Here is a 16,103-nt window from a genome sequence, read left to right on the forward strand (position 1 = left end):
ATGCGTATTAATTTTAATGTACCGCCATATACGGGAAAAGAGTTTGATTATATAAAAGAGTGCGTTGAAAACCAGAAGATCTGCGGAGACGGACCCTACACAGCCAAAGACAACGAGTGGATCGAGAAAAAGACAGGTGTCGCAAAGGCTCTTTTGACAACATCCTGTACTCATGCCACTGAGATGGCAGCAATCCTGGCAGAGATCAAGGAGGGAGATGAGGTTATCATGCCTTCCTATACCTTCGTATCAACCGCCAACGCCTTTGTATTAAGAGGAGCCAAGGTCATCTTTGTTGATATCAGACCTGACACCATGAACATCGATGAAAACATGATTGAGCAGGCTATAACATCCAAGACCAGAGCCATTGTTCCTGTACACTATGCAGGCGTAGGCTGTGAGATGGATACTATCATGGATATCGCCAAGAGACACAACCTCTTTGTAATCGAGGATGCAGCTCAGGGCGTTATGGCAACCTATAAGGGCAAGGCTCTCGGAGCAATCGGAGATTTCGGTAACTACAGCTTCCATGAGACCAAGAACTACAGCATGGGAGAGGGCGGAGCGCTTCTTCTTCGCGATGAGACCTATGTGGACAACGCCATAATCATCAGGGAAAAGGGAACCAACAGAACCCTTTACAAGCTCGGCAAAGTTGATAAGTACAGCTGGATCATGCCCGGTTCATCATATCTTCCAAGTGACATGAACGCTGCATATCTTTATGCACAGCTTCAGCTTGCGGACGAGATTAACAATGACAGATTAAACCACTACAACAGATATTACGAGGCACTCAAGCCTCTTGAGGAAAAGGGCCTGATTGAACTTCCTTACGTACCAAAAGAGTGCGTTCACAATGCCCACATGTTCTACATTAAATGTAAGGACTTTGAGGAGAGGAAGGGCCTTATACAGTACCTTATGAGCAATGATATTCTTCCTGCTTCGCACTATGTACCGCTCCACTCAGCCAAGGCAGGACTGCTCTACAGTGAATTCAGGGGAGAAGACAAGTACACCACCAAAGAGAGCGAGAGGCTCTTAAGACTTCCTATGTACTACAAGCTCACAGACGAGGATCTGGACGAAGTGGTAATGAGAGTCAAGGAGTACTACAAATTTACTTAAAACGGAGCTCTTTGTATGAAAAAAGCGCATCAGGGTCTGAACTTCATAGTACCTGCGTTAATTACGCTCATGGTTATTGTGATTGTTTCTTGTTTTGGGGACTTTTACTTTGACCTCAATGATGATGTGCTCATGAAAGATATATTGTCAGGGTCCTACACCGGGATTCCTGCCGGACATAACATTCAGATGCTGTATCCGATCAGCGCCTTTATTGCCCTGCTCTACAGGGTTTATAGAGGCCTTGACTGGTATGGCATCTTTTTATGTGCACTTCAGTTTCTGTGCGTGTACATTGTGACAAGCCGTGCTTTTTCGATATTTGAGGACAGGATAGGCAGGATCATGGCAGCTCTTGGCGTGCTTTTGTTTATGCTGGGAACTGTAGGCTCACACTTTGTATTTGTACAGTACACCTTCACTGTTGGCTTTATGTCCGCCACTGCGGCATTTCTCATAGTTACACACGAAGGAGAGGGCAAAAGAGATATCGTACTAGCGACAGCTCTCATAATCCTTGCCTATCTCATCAGGTCTGAGATGCTTCTTTTGACCCTTCCTATAGTCGGAGTGGCTGTGTTTGACAGATGGCTCATTATGAGAAGTTATCTGGTAACCAATTGTCACGATGGTATTCCGGTGTCCTGCTATGGCGAGAAGAAAGCTCTTTTCATGTGGCATCTTAAGCTGTGCGTCTTCATTGCGCTTGGGATAGCAGTATCTGCGCTGGCACACAGGATAGGATATTCATCTCCTGAGTGGAAGCAGTTTAATAACCTGTTTGATGCCAGGACAGAGCTGTACGACTTCCAATACATACCTGATTATGCTGAGAATAAGGACTTCTTTGACAGTATTGGCCTTTCAGAGCCGGAACAGCGCCTTCTTGTGAACTACAATTACGGAATAGACGATGAGATAAACGCAGATACACTGTGGGCTGTTGCTGATTACGCTTCAGGTCAGAAGACAGATGAGACACCTTTCCTTCAGAGCCTTAAGTCAGGCACTGTTTCATACCTGTACAGATTAAGGCACGTGGCTTATCAAAAGAGCTATGAGTATCCCATGACGGATTCACCCTGGAATATAATAGCACTTGTTCTTTATTTGATGGCGATTGTTATTTATTGCCTGCAGGGAGAAAAGCATCAAAAGATTACAGGTGTATTTTCTGTACTGCTTCTGTTTGCCTGCAGATCCACACTGTGGCTGTACATAATTGTGAGGGGAAGAGATCCAATCAGGATAACACACCCTCTGTATCTGATGGAAATATTTGTGCTTCTGGGCATGATATTTATAAAATCAAAAGATAACGCGCGATATGCTTATGCGCCGCTTCTGGCTGCAACGATAGCATCTGCTGTTTTTATCCCGAACCAGATGAGTGTTATTGGGGATGAGATGGCAGCGAGGGATGTGATGAGAGCTCATTACGATGCCCTCTACGACTACTTTGCTCAAAATAAAGACAGTTTTTACTTCATGGATGTCTACACGTCTGTTAAGGCGACGGATGAAGGAGAGAGGACTTTCTCCGAGAAGATGTTTGACCGCGTTGACAACAGTCTTGCAAATCATGATCTGATGGGCGGTTGGGCATCAAAGAGCCCGCTTTATTATGACAAGCTGAAGGCATACGGGTTTACGTCCATGCATGATGCCATCCTTGAAGACGGAGTTTATGTGGTCACCAAAGAGAGCTCCGGAATTGACTGGCTTTCCGATTACTATACGGAAAAGGGTGTGGATACAGACATTGATAAGGTCGATACAGTTGCGGATGTTTTCTACATCTATAAGGTGACGGAATTGAACTGATGGAGATAAGGATGAAAGATTACGAGTTTTTAAAAGAAGGAAAGCTGGTTAGCCTCAGGCTCTTCGATAATGAAGATATTCCCATGATAGTCGGCTGGAGAAACAAGGACAGAGTCAGGATCAACCATGTATACCGTGAAGACTTCACAGTGGACGGACAGAGAGCCTGGAAAGAAAAAAATATAGATACGGGGAAGGCTGTTCAGTTCATAATCTGCGAAAAGCGTCCTGACAGGAGGATTCCGAGGCCTGTAGGAGTTGTCCACTTCCACGACATAGACAAAGAAGAGGGAACAGCCGAGTACGGCATTTATATCGGAGAAGAGGACGCCCTGGGAAAGGGATATGCCAATGAGGCAGCAGATCTTGCCCTTGAATATGCCAAGGATGTCATGGGTCTTAAAAAGGTGATACTAAGAGCTTTTTCATCAAACGCCCCTGCAGTTAAGAGCTATCTCCATGCGGGATTTACAAAAACAGAGGATGTACCTCAGGTCCTGTGCAGTGATGGGCAAAAAGGTGATATGATAATAATGGAAAAGAGTTTATAAACGGGAGAGGCCATAGAATTAAATGTCTAAGAAATTAATCAGTTTTTGCATTCCATGCTACAGATCAGAGAATACCCTTGAGGACGTTGTCAGGGAAATAGATGAGACCATGCAGAAGATGGATTCCTTTGACTATGAGGTGATCCTTGTAAATGACGGTTCTCCGGACAACACCTGGGGCAAGATAAGCGAGATTGCCAAAAAGAGCGCTCTTAAGAATGTTCTGGGAATCAACCTCGCCAAAAACTTCGGACAGCATGCTGCCATCATGGCGGCTTTGAACGCTTCTGCCGGAGACTATATCGTGTGCCTTGATGACGACGGGCAGACCCCTGCAGATGAAGCAGATAAGCTCATTGCGGCGCTTGAAAACGGAGCCGATGTTGCATATGCAAGATACAGCCACAAGCAGCACAACCTGTTCAGGAATTTCGGAACAGCCATGAACGAGTGGATGGCAAGTGCGATGCTTGGTAAGCCCAAGGACCTCTATGTATCCAGCTATTTCGCTGTTAAGCGCTTTGTGGTGGATGAGATGGTCAAGTATGAGAGTTCATACCCATACGTTATCGGTCTTGTCCTTCGCACCACCAGGAATATAGTAAATGTTGATGTGACTCACAGAAAAAGAGAAGTCGGCCAGAGCGGATATACTCTTGGAAAGCTCTTTGCCCTGTGGATCAACGGATTTACTGCCTTCAGTATCAAGCCTCTTCGAATTGCAACCTTTGCAGGTGCAGTATTTGCGGTGCTTGGTATCCTCTACGGAATTTACACCGTTATCAAGAAATTTATTCTTCCGGACGTTCAGATCGGTTTCTCAGCTCTTATGAGTGCCGTTGTATTCATGGGTGGAGCCATTATGCTGATGCTTGGAATGATCGGCGAATATCTCGGAAGATTGTATATATCACAGAATAAGAATCCACAGTTTGTGATTCGGGAGACGACTCGCGATGAAAATGACTAAGGATGCAAAAATGGCCTGGCTTATGTCAGGCTTGTTTGGCGTTTTGGCAAGTGTTTTTTTAATATTCGGATATCAGCTTGAGAGCGGAGATGCCATTAATTTGAGCGACAACAATGCCATCTCCATTCTTCTTATGTTCATTCTTATCTTCACTATTGATACAAGATATGTGTGGAGAAACTATGACAGCGCATTAAACGGCGGCAAGCTTTTCGGGATCATCAGGCTTCCAAAAGGCAATGAAACAGCAGAAGTTCAGCCAAGAGAGTTTTTCATCAATCATCTTGCCATGATACTTCTCAGTATTCCTGTTATGCTTGCAGAGTTCCCGGGATTTTTTGTGTATGATGCTCAGGATGAGCTTAATGAAGTGCTCACAAGGTCTTTTACCACCCATCATCCGCTTTTGCATGTGCTTCTGCTTGGAGGCATCATTGCTCTGTTTCACAAGCTTTCAGGCTCCTGGAACGCAGGAATCTTTGCATACATTTTCCTTCAGATGCTGGTGATAACTGCAATATTTGCCTATGTTGTGACCTACATGCAGAAAAGAGGAATTGGAAAGAAATCAAGGATATTGTGGGTCCTATACTACGGACTGTTTCCGACAATAGTCATGTATACGCTCTGCTCCTGCAAGGACGGGCTTTTTTCGGCTTTGCTGCTCCTGCTAACAACGTTCCTGATCCAACTTGTAAATGACCCCGACGGATTTCTTTCAGACAGAAAGAAGCTGATCGTCTTTGTGCTGACAGCAGTATTAATGCCGATGTTCAGACACAACGGTTTTTATGCGTATCTGGTTTTTATTCCTTTTGCGCTTATATATTTCAGGAAGAGATTAAAGCCTGTGCTGGTTGGAATGCTGATCGCACCGGTAGTTCTTTATCTTGTGCTCTCAGGCCTTCTTTCCACGGCCTGCAGAACAGAAGGTACACACCATCAGGAGATGCTGACTGTACCTATCATGCAGCTGGCAAGAGTTTACGCCTATGACGGCGATACATTGTCTTCTCAGGAAAAAGAGCTGATAGAAGCCTATATACCTAAGAGCAATCTTGACAAGTACACGCCCAGGGTCTCTGACATGGTAAAGGTTGATTTTAACAACGAACTTTACGAACAGAACAGTTCCGATTTCTGGAAGATATGGAAGGCGCAGCTAATAAAGCACCCGATGGCCTATGTCAACGCATGGCTCCTTACTTCCTACGGATACTGGTATCCTCCGGCAATAATAAATGTTTATAAAGGAAATACTGTTTACAGCTTCACCTATGAAGACAGCTCATACTTCGGCTATGAGGTTGAGCCTCCCGGAGAGCGAAAGAGCTTTATCCCTGCCATAGATAACCTGTACAGATATCTGTCCATCGGCTCATTTCAGCAGGATGCACCGGTGCTTCACCTGTTCTTCGGACCGGGGCTCTATGTGTTTATTTTTATGTTTGTATTTGCATACAGGCTTTATAAAAAGAGATTTGGCAGTATACTTCCGTTTATGCCCATGATACTTACATTTTGCACGGTGCTTCTCGGGCCCACTTATCTGGTAAGATATGTCCTGTATTTATGGCTGTGCATTCCGCTTCTTGTGATAACGGGAAAGGGTACGACAGCGGTATCTGAGGCGGTTTGATATAGACAGTCATGTGTGATATCATACTATGATGCAGTATTATGCGCAGAGTCTGCGATAATGCCAGTAAACATCAAAAGGTTTTAATATGAGACAAGTAATCGGTAAAAGCAGAGCAATACAGATTGTTACGCTTATTTTTGCATTAATCGGAATACTTATTGTTTTTCCTGTCAGAATATTTACCCAGACCCTGGAGACATCCGGCGGCGGAACCATAGTGGGAGAGACTGAGGGGATAAACTTCGAGAACAACAGAATTTATCAGACCTTCATAGCACAGTATGACAGACTCAGCTCCGTTGATGTCTATGTGACAAACGTTGAAAAGGGCAGATACATGACTGCCAGTCTGTGTGATGAGAACGGTGCGATCCTGCTGACTACATATGTGGATACCGGAGATGCGGTTATCCCCGGATATGTAAGGATTCCCATGGAGATGAATATCGAGGTGGGAAAAGAGTACATGCTGAGATTTTCAGAGTGCAGATCCAAGTATTATCTGGCACTTGAAGATGTTCCGGCTGACTTGGCTTATGTCGGCGATCTTACATGGAATTACGAAAAGGTTGAAGGACGACATCTGGCAGCTAAATACATATACAGACTGCCACTTAATAAGACAGTATCCCTGGCAATAATACTTGGTATAGCAGCAGTTGCCGCAGCAATCTGCTTATGTACGCGTGCTTACTACAAAAAGCACCTGGATAAAGACAATCTGATAACTGTGGAGAAGGTGCTGGAATACTCGGCAAATCCCGTTGCGGCGCTTATCTTCGGGGCTTTGATGATAATGGTATTTCCGCTCAAGGTCTTTGACAGCAGGCCTTTGGACATTGTCTTTTACGAGATTGGACTTATCATTGCGGCAGCCATAGTGTTCTATGCCATCAATCATAAGGTCATAATACATACAGAGGGCATATCCTTCTGGCAGAGCCTTAAGAACGAGGACAGACTGCAGTACATATTCATCATGTTCTCCATGGCTATGGCTCTTTGGTACGCTTCATGCTATATGAACGATCTCTATGACATTTATCACTATCTGTCCGAGAGGCGTATGAGCATCTGGCTTATTGTAATGCTGCTGTTTACCTTCACGCTGAGAGAGTTCTTCAATATTTACAATCTCGTGTGGGTGCTGATATCAACTGTATTCGGAGTACATTACTACAACCTTCACAAGGTCGCTGAGGACGTCAATGAGTATGACCTGCAGAATGCCCTTATCAAGTACAACATGATCATTCTGATCCTGGGCGGATTACTTGTGATCAACCTCATAAGGCTGATAATACTCAAGATAAGTGAGCTCAGGTACGGAGCTTCTCACAGCAAAAAGACCTATGCAGTTCCTTCCTTCTTCGGAATACTTATGGGAGTGCTGCTTGTTTCAATGGTTATCCTCAGAAACACAAGACTCTGGGGAATATACCTCGCCGTATTTGCACTGTTTTTGTTTATAAGATTTGCGGTATGGGACAAGAAAAAGGACTTTTACAAGATACTTTCCGGCGGTTTTATGATGAATTTTGCCATATCCCTGATCTACTGCTACCTTCACAGGTACTTCCCGGGATATGTCAGCGGAAGATTTGCATTTATATTCCACACGGTTACTGTTACGGCTGAGTACTTCACCTTCATGGGTGCGGTTGCGACAGTAATGCTTATAGTCAAGATCGTTTCGCTTCCTAACGATGCGAAGCTGAAAGATATAGCAGTAATAGCCTGGAAGGAAATAGTGCTCTTTGGATTTATCATGTCCTATGCGATATTTACCGTTTCCAGAACAGCTTATCTTGCCATAGCCGTATGTGTGCTGCTTGTGATCTGTATAGTGATCTCATATAAGAAGAAGCAGTTTTTCAGGATAATAGGAGTATTCCTTATATCTCTGATACTGTGCTTCCCCGCAGCGTTTACGCTTCAGAGGATACTGCCCACAATGGTGGCTGATCCGGTATTTTACCCGATAGATGATGCGGATGAGTTCATAAGAGGCGGCGCAGACTGGGACAGCACCAACTTTATGTGCGTGGAGAGATTCGTCAATCTCTTTGAGAACAAGATATTCGGAATGGATATGGGAGAATATACATTCCCCATGGATCCAAATAATTACGATATAAACGGCACCGGTGAGCCTCTGTATGATTTTTACGGAAGGCCTTGGAATGAGAGCCCTGACAACCCTGCCAATCAGGAGTCGGGCAGGATAGATGTTCCCGGGGCTGATATGCTTCTGGCATCAAGTATGAGGACCAGGGCGGAAGTCATAATGCTCCTTGATGAGCTTGAAGGGTATGTGGACACCTCCAATGCACTTGATGTAATTTCCAACGGACGTATCTCCATTGCGAAATCATATATCCAGCAGCTCAATATGTGGGGACATGATGAGATGGGTGCAACTCTCATAAACGGAGAGATAGCTGTCCATGCTCACAATACATTTTTACAGGTGGCCTATGATCACGGAATACCGGTGGGTATACTCTATACCATCACTTTGATCATCGCACTTGCATCAGGCATCAGATACTACAGCAGAAACAGGGAAAACGAACCTCTGTCACTTATTACAAGCGCAGTGGTTATAGGATTCTTTGTGGCAGGTCTTTCGGAGTGGGTATTCCAGTACTCAAATCCCATGACCCTGGCACTTATGATGGCCCTGGTTCCGCTTACGTATAAGGTAAAAGAGAAATGAACAAGAAAAAAGAACCGTTTAACTTCGCAAAATTTTATAGACGAATAGTACTTATCATCTATGACATCTTGATGATAGTCATGGCCAGCTATGTGGCAGTACTTATGAGGTATGATTTCAAGTTTGGGGACATACCGGAGCATTTCCTTACTCCTGTTACAACATTCCTGCCAATAAACATAATCATCACGCTGGTCATATTCTATCTGTTCAAGCTTTATGACAGCCTTTGGGCTTATGCGGGCGAGAGAGAGATGCAGAACCTTGTAATGGCGTGCGTTATTTCAGGCGTTATAAATGCCATCGGACTTCAGTTTTTCAAGTCCCACACTCAGCCGGTTCCGCAGAGTTATTACTTTATATACACAGCTCTTTTGGTAATAACTATCTTTGCCAGCCGATTCTCCTACAGGTTCTTCAGGAGCAAAAAGCACATGGCTGAGAACCGCAACAACAGTAAGGCGGTTATGATAATCGGAGCCGGAGAGGCTGCCAATATCATTATCAAGGATATACTTACAAGCAACTATTCAACAATGACCATCAAGTGCATCATAGATGATGACACCAACAAGTGGGGCAAGTATATCCAGGGAATCCGTGTTGTAGGCGGAAGAGAGAAGATTGAGGAGTGCGCCGATCTCTACGATATCGACGAGATCATTGTGGCTATGCCTTCAGTTTCAAGAGCAGAGCTCAGGAAAATCCTGGATATCTGTAAGAACACAAACTGTAAGCTCAGGTCCCTCCCCGGCATGTACCAGCTGGTAAACGGTGAAGTTAACGTTTCCCGTCTTCGTGATGTAGAGGTAGAGGACCTTCTTGGAAGAGATCCTATAACCGTAGATATCGATTCAATTGCAGGTTATGTTAAGGGTAAGGTTGTCCTTGTTACAGGCGGAGGCGGATCCATCGGTTCAGAGCTCTGCAGACAGATCGCAGGTCACAACCCCAAGACTCTTATCATAGTTGATATCTATGAGAACAATGCCTATGAGATACAGCAGGAACTCAAGTACAAGTATCCTGACATGAACCTTGTGGTGCTCATTGCATCGGTACGTAACACAGTCAGGATCAACAAGATCTTTGAGGAATACAAGCCTGATATCGTATATCACGCAGCTGCACACAAGCACGTTCCGCTTATGGAGGACAGCCCTAACGAGGCCATCAAGAACAACGTATTCGGAACCTGGAAGACAGCTATGGCTGCAGCTACAAACGGCGCCAAGAAGTTCGTAATGATCTCCACTGACAAGGCTGTAAATCCCACCAACATCATGGGGGCCAGCAAGAGAATCTGTGAGATGATCGTACAGACCTTCAATAAGCACTATGACACGGAATTCGTTGCTGTCAGATTCGGTAACGTGCTTGGTTCAAACGGATCTGTAATCCCGCTCTTCAAGAAGCAGATTGCTGCCGGAGGTCCTGTTACCGTAACAGACCCTAACATCATCAGATACTTTATGACCATATCCGAGGCGGTTTCTCTTGTGCTTCAGGCAGGAGCCTTTGCCAAAGGCGGAGAGATCTTCGTTCTTGATATGGGTGAGCCCGTCAAGATCCTTGACCTTGCTGAGAACCTGATTAAACTCTCGGGTTACAAGGTTGGTGAGGACATAAGGATTGAGTTTACAGGCCTTCGTCCCGGTGAGAAGCTCTATGAAGAGATGCTCATGGACGAGGAGGGACTTCAGGATACAGCCAACAAGATGATCCACATCGGTAAGCCTATCGAGATGGATGAGATGAGGTTCTTCTCTCAGCTTGAGAAGCTCAATCAGGCGGCAAAAGAGGAATCACCTCAGATAAGAGATCTGGTAAAAGAGATTGTTGAGACCTATCATCCCGATGTTCACAGATACACAATGACAAGAGAGAGAAAAGAGGCCCTTCAAAAGACCACGGAGGAGATCAATGGAAATTAAACCCTTTGAGAAAAAGATCTATCTTTCATCGCCAACAACTCATGGCGATGAGATCAAATACATTCAGGAGGCCTATGACACAAACTGGCTTTCAACTGTCGGTGCCAACATCAATGCAGTAGAGGAGATGATCTGTGCCAAGATCGGCTGCAGGAATGCGGTGGCTCTTTCAGCAGGAACCGCAGCTCTTCATCTTGCCATCAGACTTGCGGGCGAGAAGCTCTATGGTCAGGCCAGGGTAGGACATGGAGTGCTTGAGGGCAAAAAAGTCTTCTGCTCCGATATGACTTTTGACGCAACAGTAAACCCCGTTGCATACGAGGGCGGAGAAGCAGTGTTTATCGATACTGAGTATGATACCTGGAATATGGACCCTGTGGCTCTTGAGAAGGCATTCGAGATATACCCGGATGTGAAAATGGTTGTCGTTGCTCACCTCTACGGAACACCGGGCAAGGTAGACGAGATCAGAAGCATCTGTGACAAGCACGGAGCGCTTATCGTTGAGGATGCTGCAGAGTCTTTGGGAGCTACCTACAAAGGAAAGCAGACAGGTCTTTTTGGTGATGTCAGCATAATATCTTTTAACGGAAACAAGATAATCACAGGCTCAGCGGGAGGTATGCTCCTTACTGACAGTGAAGAGGATGCACACAAGATCAGAAAGTGGTCAACCCAGTCAAGGGAAGACGCAGCATGGTACCAGCACGAGGAGCTTGGCTATAACTACCGCATGAGCAATGTCATTGCAGGTCTTATCAGAGGCCAGATTCCTCACCTTGAGGAGCACATTGCACAGAAGAAGGCTATCTACGAGAGATATAAAGAGGGCTTTAAGGACCTTCCTGTTGTGATGAATCCTTTTGATGCAGCCAATTCCGAGCCCAATTTCTGGCTCTCATGCATGCTGATTGACAAGGATGCCATGTGCAAACAGGTAAGGGGCGAGAAGGACGTACTCTATGAAACAGAGCCCGGCAAGAGCTGCCCTACTGAGATCCTTGAAACCATCATGAAATACAATGCAGAGGGAAGACCTATCTGGAAGCCTATGCACATGCAGCCCATCTACCGTATGAACGGCTTTGTGACAAGACAGGGTACAGGAAGAGCAAGAAGTAATGCCTACATCGATGAGGGAACAGTCCTTGATGTGGGAATGGATATCTTTAACAGAGGCCTCTGCCTTCCAAGTGACAACAAGATGACACCTGAGCAGCAGGATGTGATTATTGAAATCGTAAGAAAGTGTTTCGAATAATATGTATAAAAATTATATCAAACGCTTGCTGGACATACTGATATCCCTGATCATCATTGTATGCTTTTGCTGGCTGTACCTGATACTGGCTATCCTTGTAAGGACCAAACTCGGAAGCCCGGTACTCTTTAAACAGCCGCGACCCGGCAAGGATGAGAAAATCTTTAACATGTACAAGTTCAGGACCATGACGGATGAAAAGGATGAGAACGGGAATCTGCTTCCCGATGAAGTAAGGCTCACATCCTTTGGCAAGAAGCTCCGTTCCACTAGCCTTGATGAGCTTCCGGAGTTTTTCAACATCCTGAAAGGTGATATGAGCTTTATAGGACCAAGGCCCCTTCTGGTGAAATACCTGCCCCTTTATAACGAGGAGCAGCATCATCGCCATGACGTAAGGCCGGGACTGACCGGCTGGGCACAGGTCAACGGAAGGAATCTTCTGAGCTGGGAGGACAAATTTGAGAAGGACGTCTATTACGTCAACAACCTCTCATTTTTACTTGACCTGAAAATAGTATTTAAGACCATTGCTGTCGTGTTTGACAGAAGTGGCATAAACAGTGAAACAGATGCCACAATGGAGGCATTTACGGGAACAAAACCCAAGGAGAAGTGATCTATGAACATTTTATTTTGCAGCGTCGGAAGGCGCTGTGAACTTTTAAAGGATTTCAGAAATACTCTGGGAGATAAGGTAAACATTGTTGTTACAGACAATTCGCCCTATGCACCTGCCCTGGCTTTTTCAGACAAGAGCTATCAGGTTCCGCTGATAACGGATCCCGGTTATATCCCTATGATCCTTAAGATCTGCAAAGAGGAAAAGATTGATGCCATCACAACCCTCATCGATCCCGAGATATCAATCCTTGCAGATCACAGAGATGAATTTGAAAAGATCGGAGTAGAGGTTCTTGCTCCCTATACAGATACAGCCAAGCTCTGCTTTGACAAGTATGAGATGTACAAATACCTCACTGAGAAGGGCATCAATACTGTAAGGACTTTCGGATGCATTGAGGACTTTAAGGCTGCTTACGACAATAAGGAGATTGATTTCCCCGTATTTGTTAAGCCCAGAACAGGAAGCGGTAGCGTGGGCGCCAGAAGAGTTGAATCCATGGAGCTTTTATCCGAGCTCATGGCAAGAGATCCGTCTCTTATCGTTCAGGAGCTTATGACGGGAAAAGACATGGATGCGGATATCTATGTTGATACCATCAGCCACGAGGTCATAGCCGTTTTCTCCAAGAAGAAGATATCAACAACCATCGGAGGTGCCAACAAGACCATTTCCTTCAAGGATCAGGCGCTCTTTGATTTTGTAAAAGACGCAATGAAGGTATTTAACTTCAACGGACCTCTTGATATGGATCTCTTTTACCAGGATGGCAAGTACTATCTTTCAGAGATCAATCCGAGATTCGGCGGGGCATATCTCCATGCTTACGGCGCCGGTGTTGATTTCATCAGGTTCATCTACAATAATGTGGTAGAGAAAACCGCCAATACGCCATGCATAGGAGACTATGACGAGGATGTGGTGATGATGATGTATGACAGCGTTGTCATCGACAAACTCAGCAGTATCAAGGAGAGAATGAGGGAGATCTGATCATGCGGATCCTTGTTTTATCAAATTATGCAAACGGGCTTTATCTTTTCAGAAAAGAGCTGATAGAGCAGTTTATGGATGACGGCCACGATGTTTTCATTTCGGTTCCTCCGGATGAGAACTGCGATAAATTAAGGCGCCTTGGATGGAACCTCTACGAGACGGAGCTCAGTAGACACGGTATGAATCCGCTCAAGGATATTAAACTGTACAAGGCCTACAAGAAGCTTATAAGACAGCTCAAGGCGGACGTTGTCCTGACTTATACGATCAAGCCAAACATATACGGATCGATGGCGGCAAAAGCCTGCAAGGTCCCATACATCTGCAATATCACCGGACTTGGCAAGGCCATTGAGAACGGAGGAATTGTCAGCAAGGTGCTGATAGTCATGTACAGAGTTGCCATGAAGAAGGCCAAAAAGGTCTTTTTCCAGAATGAGAAGAACATGGCTATCCTTCAGGAGAAGGGCGTTGCAGTAAACAATGCGGGGCTTCTTCCGGGCTCGGGTGTAAACCTTACCCAGCATCCCTTCAGGGAATATCCTTCGGAGGAAGATGGCATAAGATTCCTGGCGGTGCTTCGCGTCATGAGAGACAAGGGCATCGGAGAATATCTTGAGGCGGCCAAAGACATTTCGAAAAAACATCAGAATGTCCATTTTGAACTGGTTGGCGAGTACGAAGAGGATGAGCGCGAGAAATACGAACCTCTGATACAGAGCCTTGAGCAGGAAGGATGCCTTAAATACTACGGTCACATCGACAATGTCGACGAAGTCATGGCCAAAAGCCATGTGGTTGTTCACCCTTCATATCATGAGGGCATGAGCAATGTCATTTTAGAGGCTGCTGCCTGCGGAAGACCGATCCTTGCCAGCAACATAAGCGGCTGCAAGGAAGGCGTTGATGAAGGAAAGAGCGGATTTTTGTTCGAGCCGTGCAGTACAGAGGCTCTGGAAAAAGAGATCGAGCACATGCTTACCCTTAGCGAAAAAGACAGGGAAAACATGGGCAAAGCAGCAAGAACACTGGTCGAGCAGAAGTTTGACAGGCGTAGTATAATATTGACGTATATTGAAGAGTTAAAAGACATTACAGGTTAATGTTAGATTTGGAGGAAATACAATGGATTTATATGAGAAGCTCCTTGCCGGAGAAGAGAAACTCTCACTTGTAGGACTTGGATATGTAGGTATGCCCATCGCAGTTGCCTATGCCAAGAAGATCAAGGTAGTGGGATATGACTTTAATGCCGAGAAGGTCGAGCTTTATAAGAGAGGAATTGATCCCACAAGAGAAGTAGGAGACGATGCAATCAAAGAGACATCGGTTGAGTTCACAGCTGATCCTGAGAAGCTCCGTGAGTGCAAGTTCCATGTAGTGGCAGTTCCCACACCTGTCAATGACGATCATACACCGGATCTTACACCGGTTGAGGGCGCAAGCCACACCCTTGGTAAATACCTTACAAAGGGTTCAATAGTCGTATATGAGTCAACAGTATATCCCGGAGTTACAGAGGATATCTGTGTTCCTATCCTTGAAGAGGAGTCAGGCCTTAAGTGCGGCGTTGATTTCAAGGTCGGTTATTCACCTGAGCGTATCAACCCCGGCGACAAGGTTCACAGACTTGATACCATCACCAAGATCGTATCAGGTATGGACGAGGAGACACTTGAGCAGGTAGCCAAGGTTTACAGCCTGGTTGCTCTTGCAGGTGTTTACAAGGCTCAGTCCATCAAGGTTGCAGAGGCTGCCAAGGTTATCGAGAACTCACAGCGCGATATCAATATCGCCTTCATGAACGAGCTCTCCATGATCTTCCACAGAATGGGAATCGATACAAAGAGCGTTCTTGAGGCAGCAGGAACAAAGTGGAACTTCCTTCACTTCTTCCCCGGACTTGTAGGCGGACACTGCATCGGTGTTGATCCTTATTACCTTACATACAAGGCTGAGGAGCTGGGATATCACTCACAGATCATCCTTTCAGGAAGACGTATCAACGACGACATGGGCAAGTACATTGCAGAGTCTTTGGTTAAGAGGCTTATTGCCAATGATATCCAGGTCAAGAATGCCAAGGTTGCAATCCTTGGATTTACCTTCAAGGAGAACTGCCCTGATACACGTAACACCAAGGTTATCGATATTTACAACGAGCTCGGCGAGTACGGAATCACACCTGTAGTTGTTGATCCTCAGGCGGATTCAGACGAAGCCAAGAGACTTTACGGAATTACTTTTGATTCTCTTGAGTCGGTTAAGGATATGGATGCTGTTATCGTTGCGGTTGCACATGAGGACTTCAAGGACTACAAGGCAGCAGACATTGCCGGGTTCTTTAAAGCATCTCACAAGACCAAGGTATTCCTTGATATCAAGGGCATCTACGACATGAATGAGTTTGCGGCTCCTGAATACGATTACTGGAGGCTTTAATA

At 45.4% G+C, this 16,103-nt stretch carries 12 protein-coding genes; all 12 read left to right on the plus strand.

The genetic code is table 11. The annotated features are described in order from the left end of the window. Positions 1-1,137 (plus strand): dTDP-4-amino-4,6-dideoxygalactose transaminase, encoded by a 1,137-nt coding sequence (gene rffA / locus G590_RS0111240; protein ID WP_022765764.1) that lies wholly within the window; start codon positions 1-3, stop codon positions 1,135-1,137. Positions 1,138-1,152: 15 nt separating this feature from the next. Continuing rightward, entirely contained in the window at positions 1,153-2,961 is a 1,809-nt protein-coding gene (locus tag G590_RS0111245; RefSeq protein ID WP_022765765.1) for a hypothetical protein, read from the plus strand. Between the two features lie 11 nt (positions 2,962-2,972). Next, the gene (locus G590_RS20685) at positions 2,973-3,512 is read left to right on the plus strand and encodes a GNAT family N-acetyltransferase (RefSeq protein WP_022765766.1); all 540 of its coding nucleotides are present in this window, start codon (positions 2,973-2,975) and stop codon (positions 3,510-3,512) included. A gap of 22 nt (positions 3,513-3,534) precedes the next feature. Next, entirely contained in the window at positions 3,535-4,482 is a 948-nt protein-coding gene (locus G590_RS0111255) for a glycosyltransferase family 2 protein (RefSeq protein ID WP_022765767.1), read from the plus strand. Continuing rightward, positions 4,469-6,121 (plus strand): DUF6020 family protein, encoded by a 1,653-nt coding sequence (locus tag G590_RS0111260; protein WP_022765768.1) that lies wholly within the window; start codon positions 4,469-4,471, stop codon positions 6,119-6,121. Before G590_RS0111255 ends, G590_RS0111260 begins: the two co-directional genes overlap by 14 nt. An 88-nt stretch (positions 6,122-6,209) precedes the next feature. Next, complete coding sequence (locus G590_RS0111265; RefSeq protein WP_022765769.1) at positions 6,210-8,843, plus strand: O-antigen ligase family protein; 2,634 nt, start codon at positions 6,210-6,212, stop codon at positions 8,841-8,843. Then, positions 8,840-10,777, plus strand: coding sequence for a polysaccharide biosynthesis protein (locus G590_RS0111270; RefSeq protein ID WP_022765770.1), 1,938 nt, complete (start codon positions 8,840-8,842; stop codon positions 10,775-10,777). Before G590_RS0111265 ends, G590_RS0111270 begins: the two co-directional genes overlap by 4 nt. Beyond that, entirely contained in the window at positions 10,767-12,038 is a 1,272-nt protein-coding gene (locus G590_RS0111275) for a DegT/DnrJ/EryC1/StrS family aminotransferase (RefSeq protein ID WP_022765771.1), read from the plus strand. The genes G590_RS0111270 and G590_RS0111275 overlap by 11 nt, the downstream gene beginning before the upstream one ends. A 1-nt stretch (position 12,039) precedes the next feature. After that, positions 12,040-12,657 carry a sugar transferase gene (locus G590_RS0111280; protein WP_022765772.1) on the plus strand — a complete coding sequence of 206 codons (618 nt, stop codon included), beginning with the start codon at positions 12,040-12,042 and terminating at the stop codon, positions 12,655-12,657. A gap of 3 nt (positions 12,658-12,660) precedes the next feature. Next, positions 12,661-13,656, plus strand: coding sequence for an ATP-grasp domain-containing protein (locus G590_RS0111285; protein WP_022765773.1), 996 nt, complete (start codon positions 12,661-12,663; stop codon positions 13,654-13,656). A 2-nt stretch (positions 13,657-13,658) separates the two neighbouring features. Beyond that, complete coding sequence (locus G590_RS0111290; RefSeq protein ID WP_022765774.1) at positions 13,659-14,762, plus strand: glycosyltransferase family 4 protein; 1,104 nt, start codon at positions 13,659-13,661, stop codon at positions 14,760-14,762. A 22-nt stretch (positions 14,763-14,784) separates the two neighbouring features. Beyond that, on the plus strand, positions 14,785-16,101 hold the full coding sequence (locus G590_RS0111295) for a nucleotide sugar dehydrogenase (RefSeq protein WP_022765775.1): 1,317 nt from the start codon (positions 14,785-14,787) through the stop codon (positions 16,099-16,101). The last annotated feature ends 2 nt before the right edge of the window (positions 16,102-16,103 follow it).

Origin of the sequence: Butyrivibrio sp. XPD2006 (assembly GCF_000420865.1) — a bacterium.
GTDB lineage: Bacteria > Bacillota > Clostridia > Lachnospirales > Lachnospiraceae > Butyrivibrio.

Excerpts from the sequence above, each read along its gene's own strand:
- G590_RS0111295 (WP_022765775.1), top strand. The coding sequence starts at position 14,785 with ATGGATTTATATGAGAAGCTCCTTGCCGGAGAAGAGAAACTCTCACTT.
- G590_RS0111280 (WP_022765772.1), top strand. The coding sequence starts at position 12,040 with ATGTATAAAAATTATATCAAACGCTTGCTGGACATACTGATATCCCTG.
- G590_RS0111285 (WP_022765773.1), top strand. The coding sequence starts at position 12,661 with ATGAACATTTTATTTTGCAGCGTCGGAAGGCGCTGTGAACTTTTAAAG.
- G590_RS0111265 (WP_022765769.1), top strand. The coding sequence starts at position 6,210 with ATGAGACAAGTAATCGGTAAAAGCAGAGCAATACAGATTGTTACGCTT.
- G590_RS0111275 (WP_022765771.1), top strand. The coding sequence starts at position 10,767 with ATGGAAATTAAACCCTTTGAGAAAAAGATCTATCTTTCATCGCCAACA.
- G590_RS0111290 (WP_022765774.1), top strand. The coding sequence starts at position 13,659 with ATGCGGATCCTTGTTTTATCAAATTATGCAAACGGGCTTTATCTTTTC.
- G590_RS20685 (WP_022765766.1), top strand. The coding sequence starts at position 2,973 with ATGAAAGATTACGAGTTTTTAAAAGAAGGAAAGCTGGTTAGCCTCAGG.
- G590_RS0111255 (WP_022765767.1), top strand. The coding sequence starts at position 3,535 with ATGTCTAAGAAATTAATCAGTTTTTGCATTCCATGCTACAGATCAGAG.
- rffA (WP_022765764.1), top strand. The coding sequence starts at position 1 with ATGCGTATTAATTTTAATGTACCGCCATATACGGGAAAAGAGTTTGAT.
- G590_RS0111245 (WP_022765765.1), top strand. The coding sequence starts at position 1,153 with ATGAAAAAAGCGCATCAGGGTCTGAACTTCATAGTACCTGCGTTAATT.
- G590_RS0111260 (WP_022765768.1), top strand. The coding sequence starts at position 4,469 with ATGAAAATGACTAAGGATGCAAAAATGGCCTGGCTTATGTCAGGCTTG.
- G590_RS0111270 (WP_022765770.1), top strand. The coding sequence starts at position 8,840 with ATGAACAAGAAAAAAGAACCGTTTAACTTCGCAAAATTTTATAGACGA.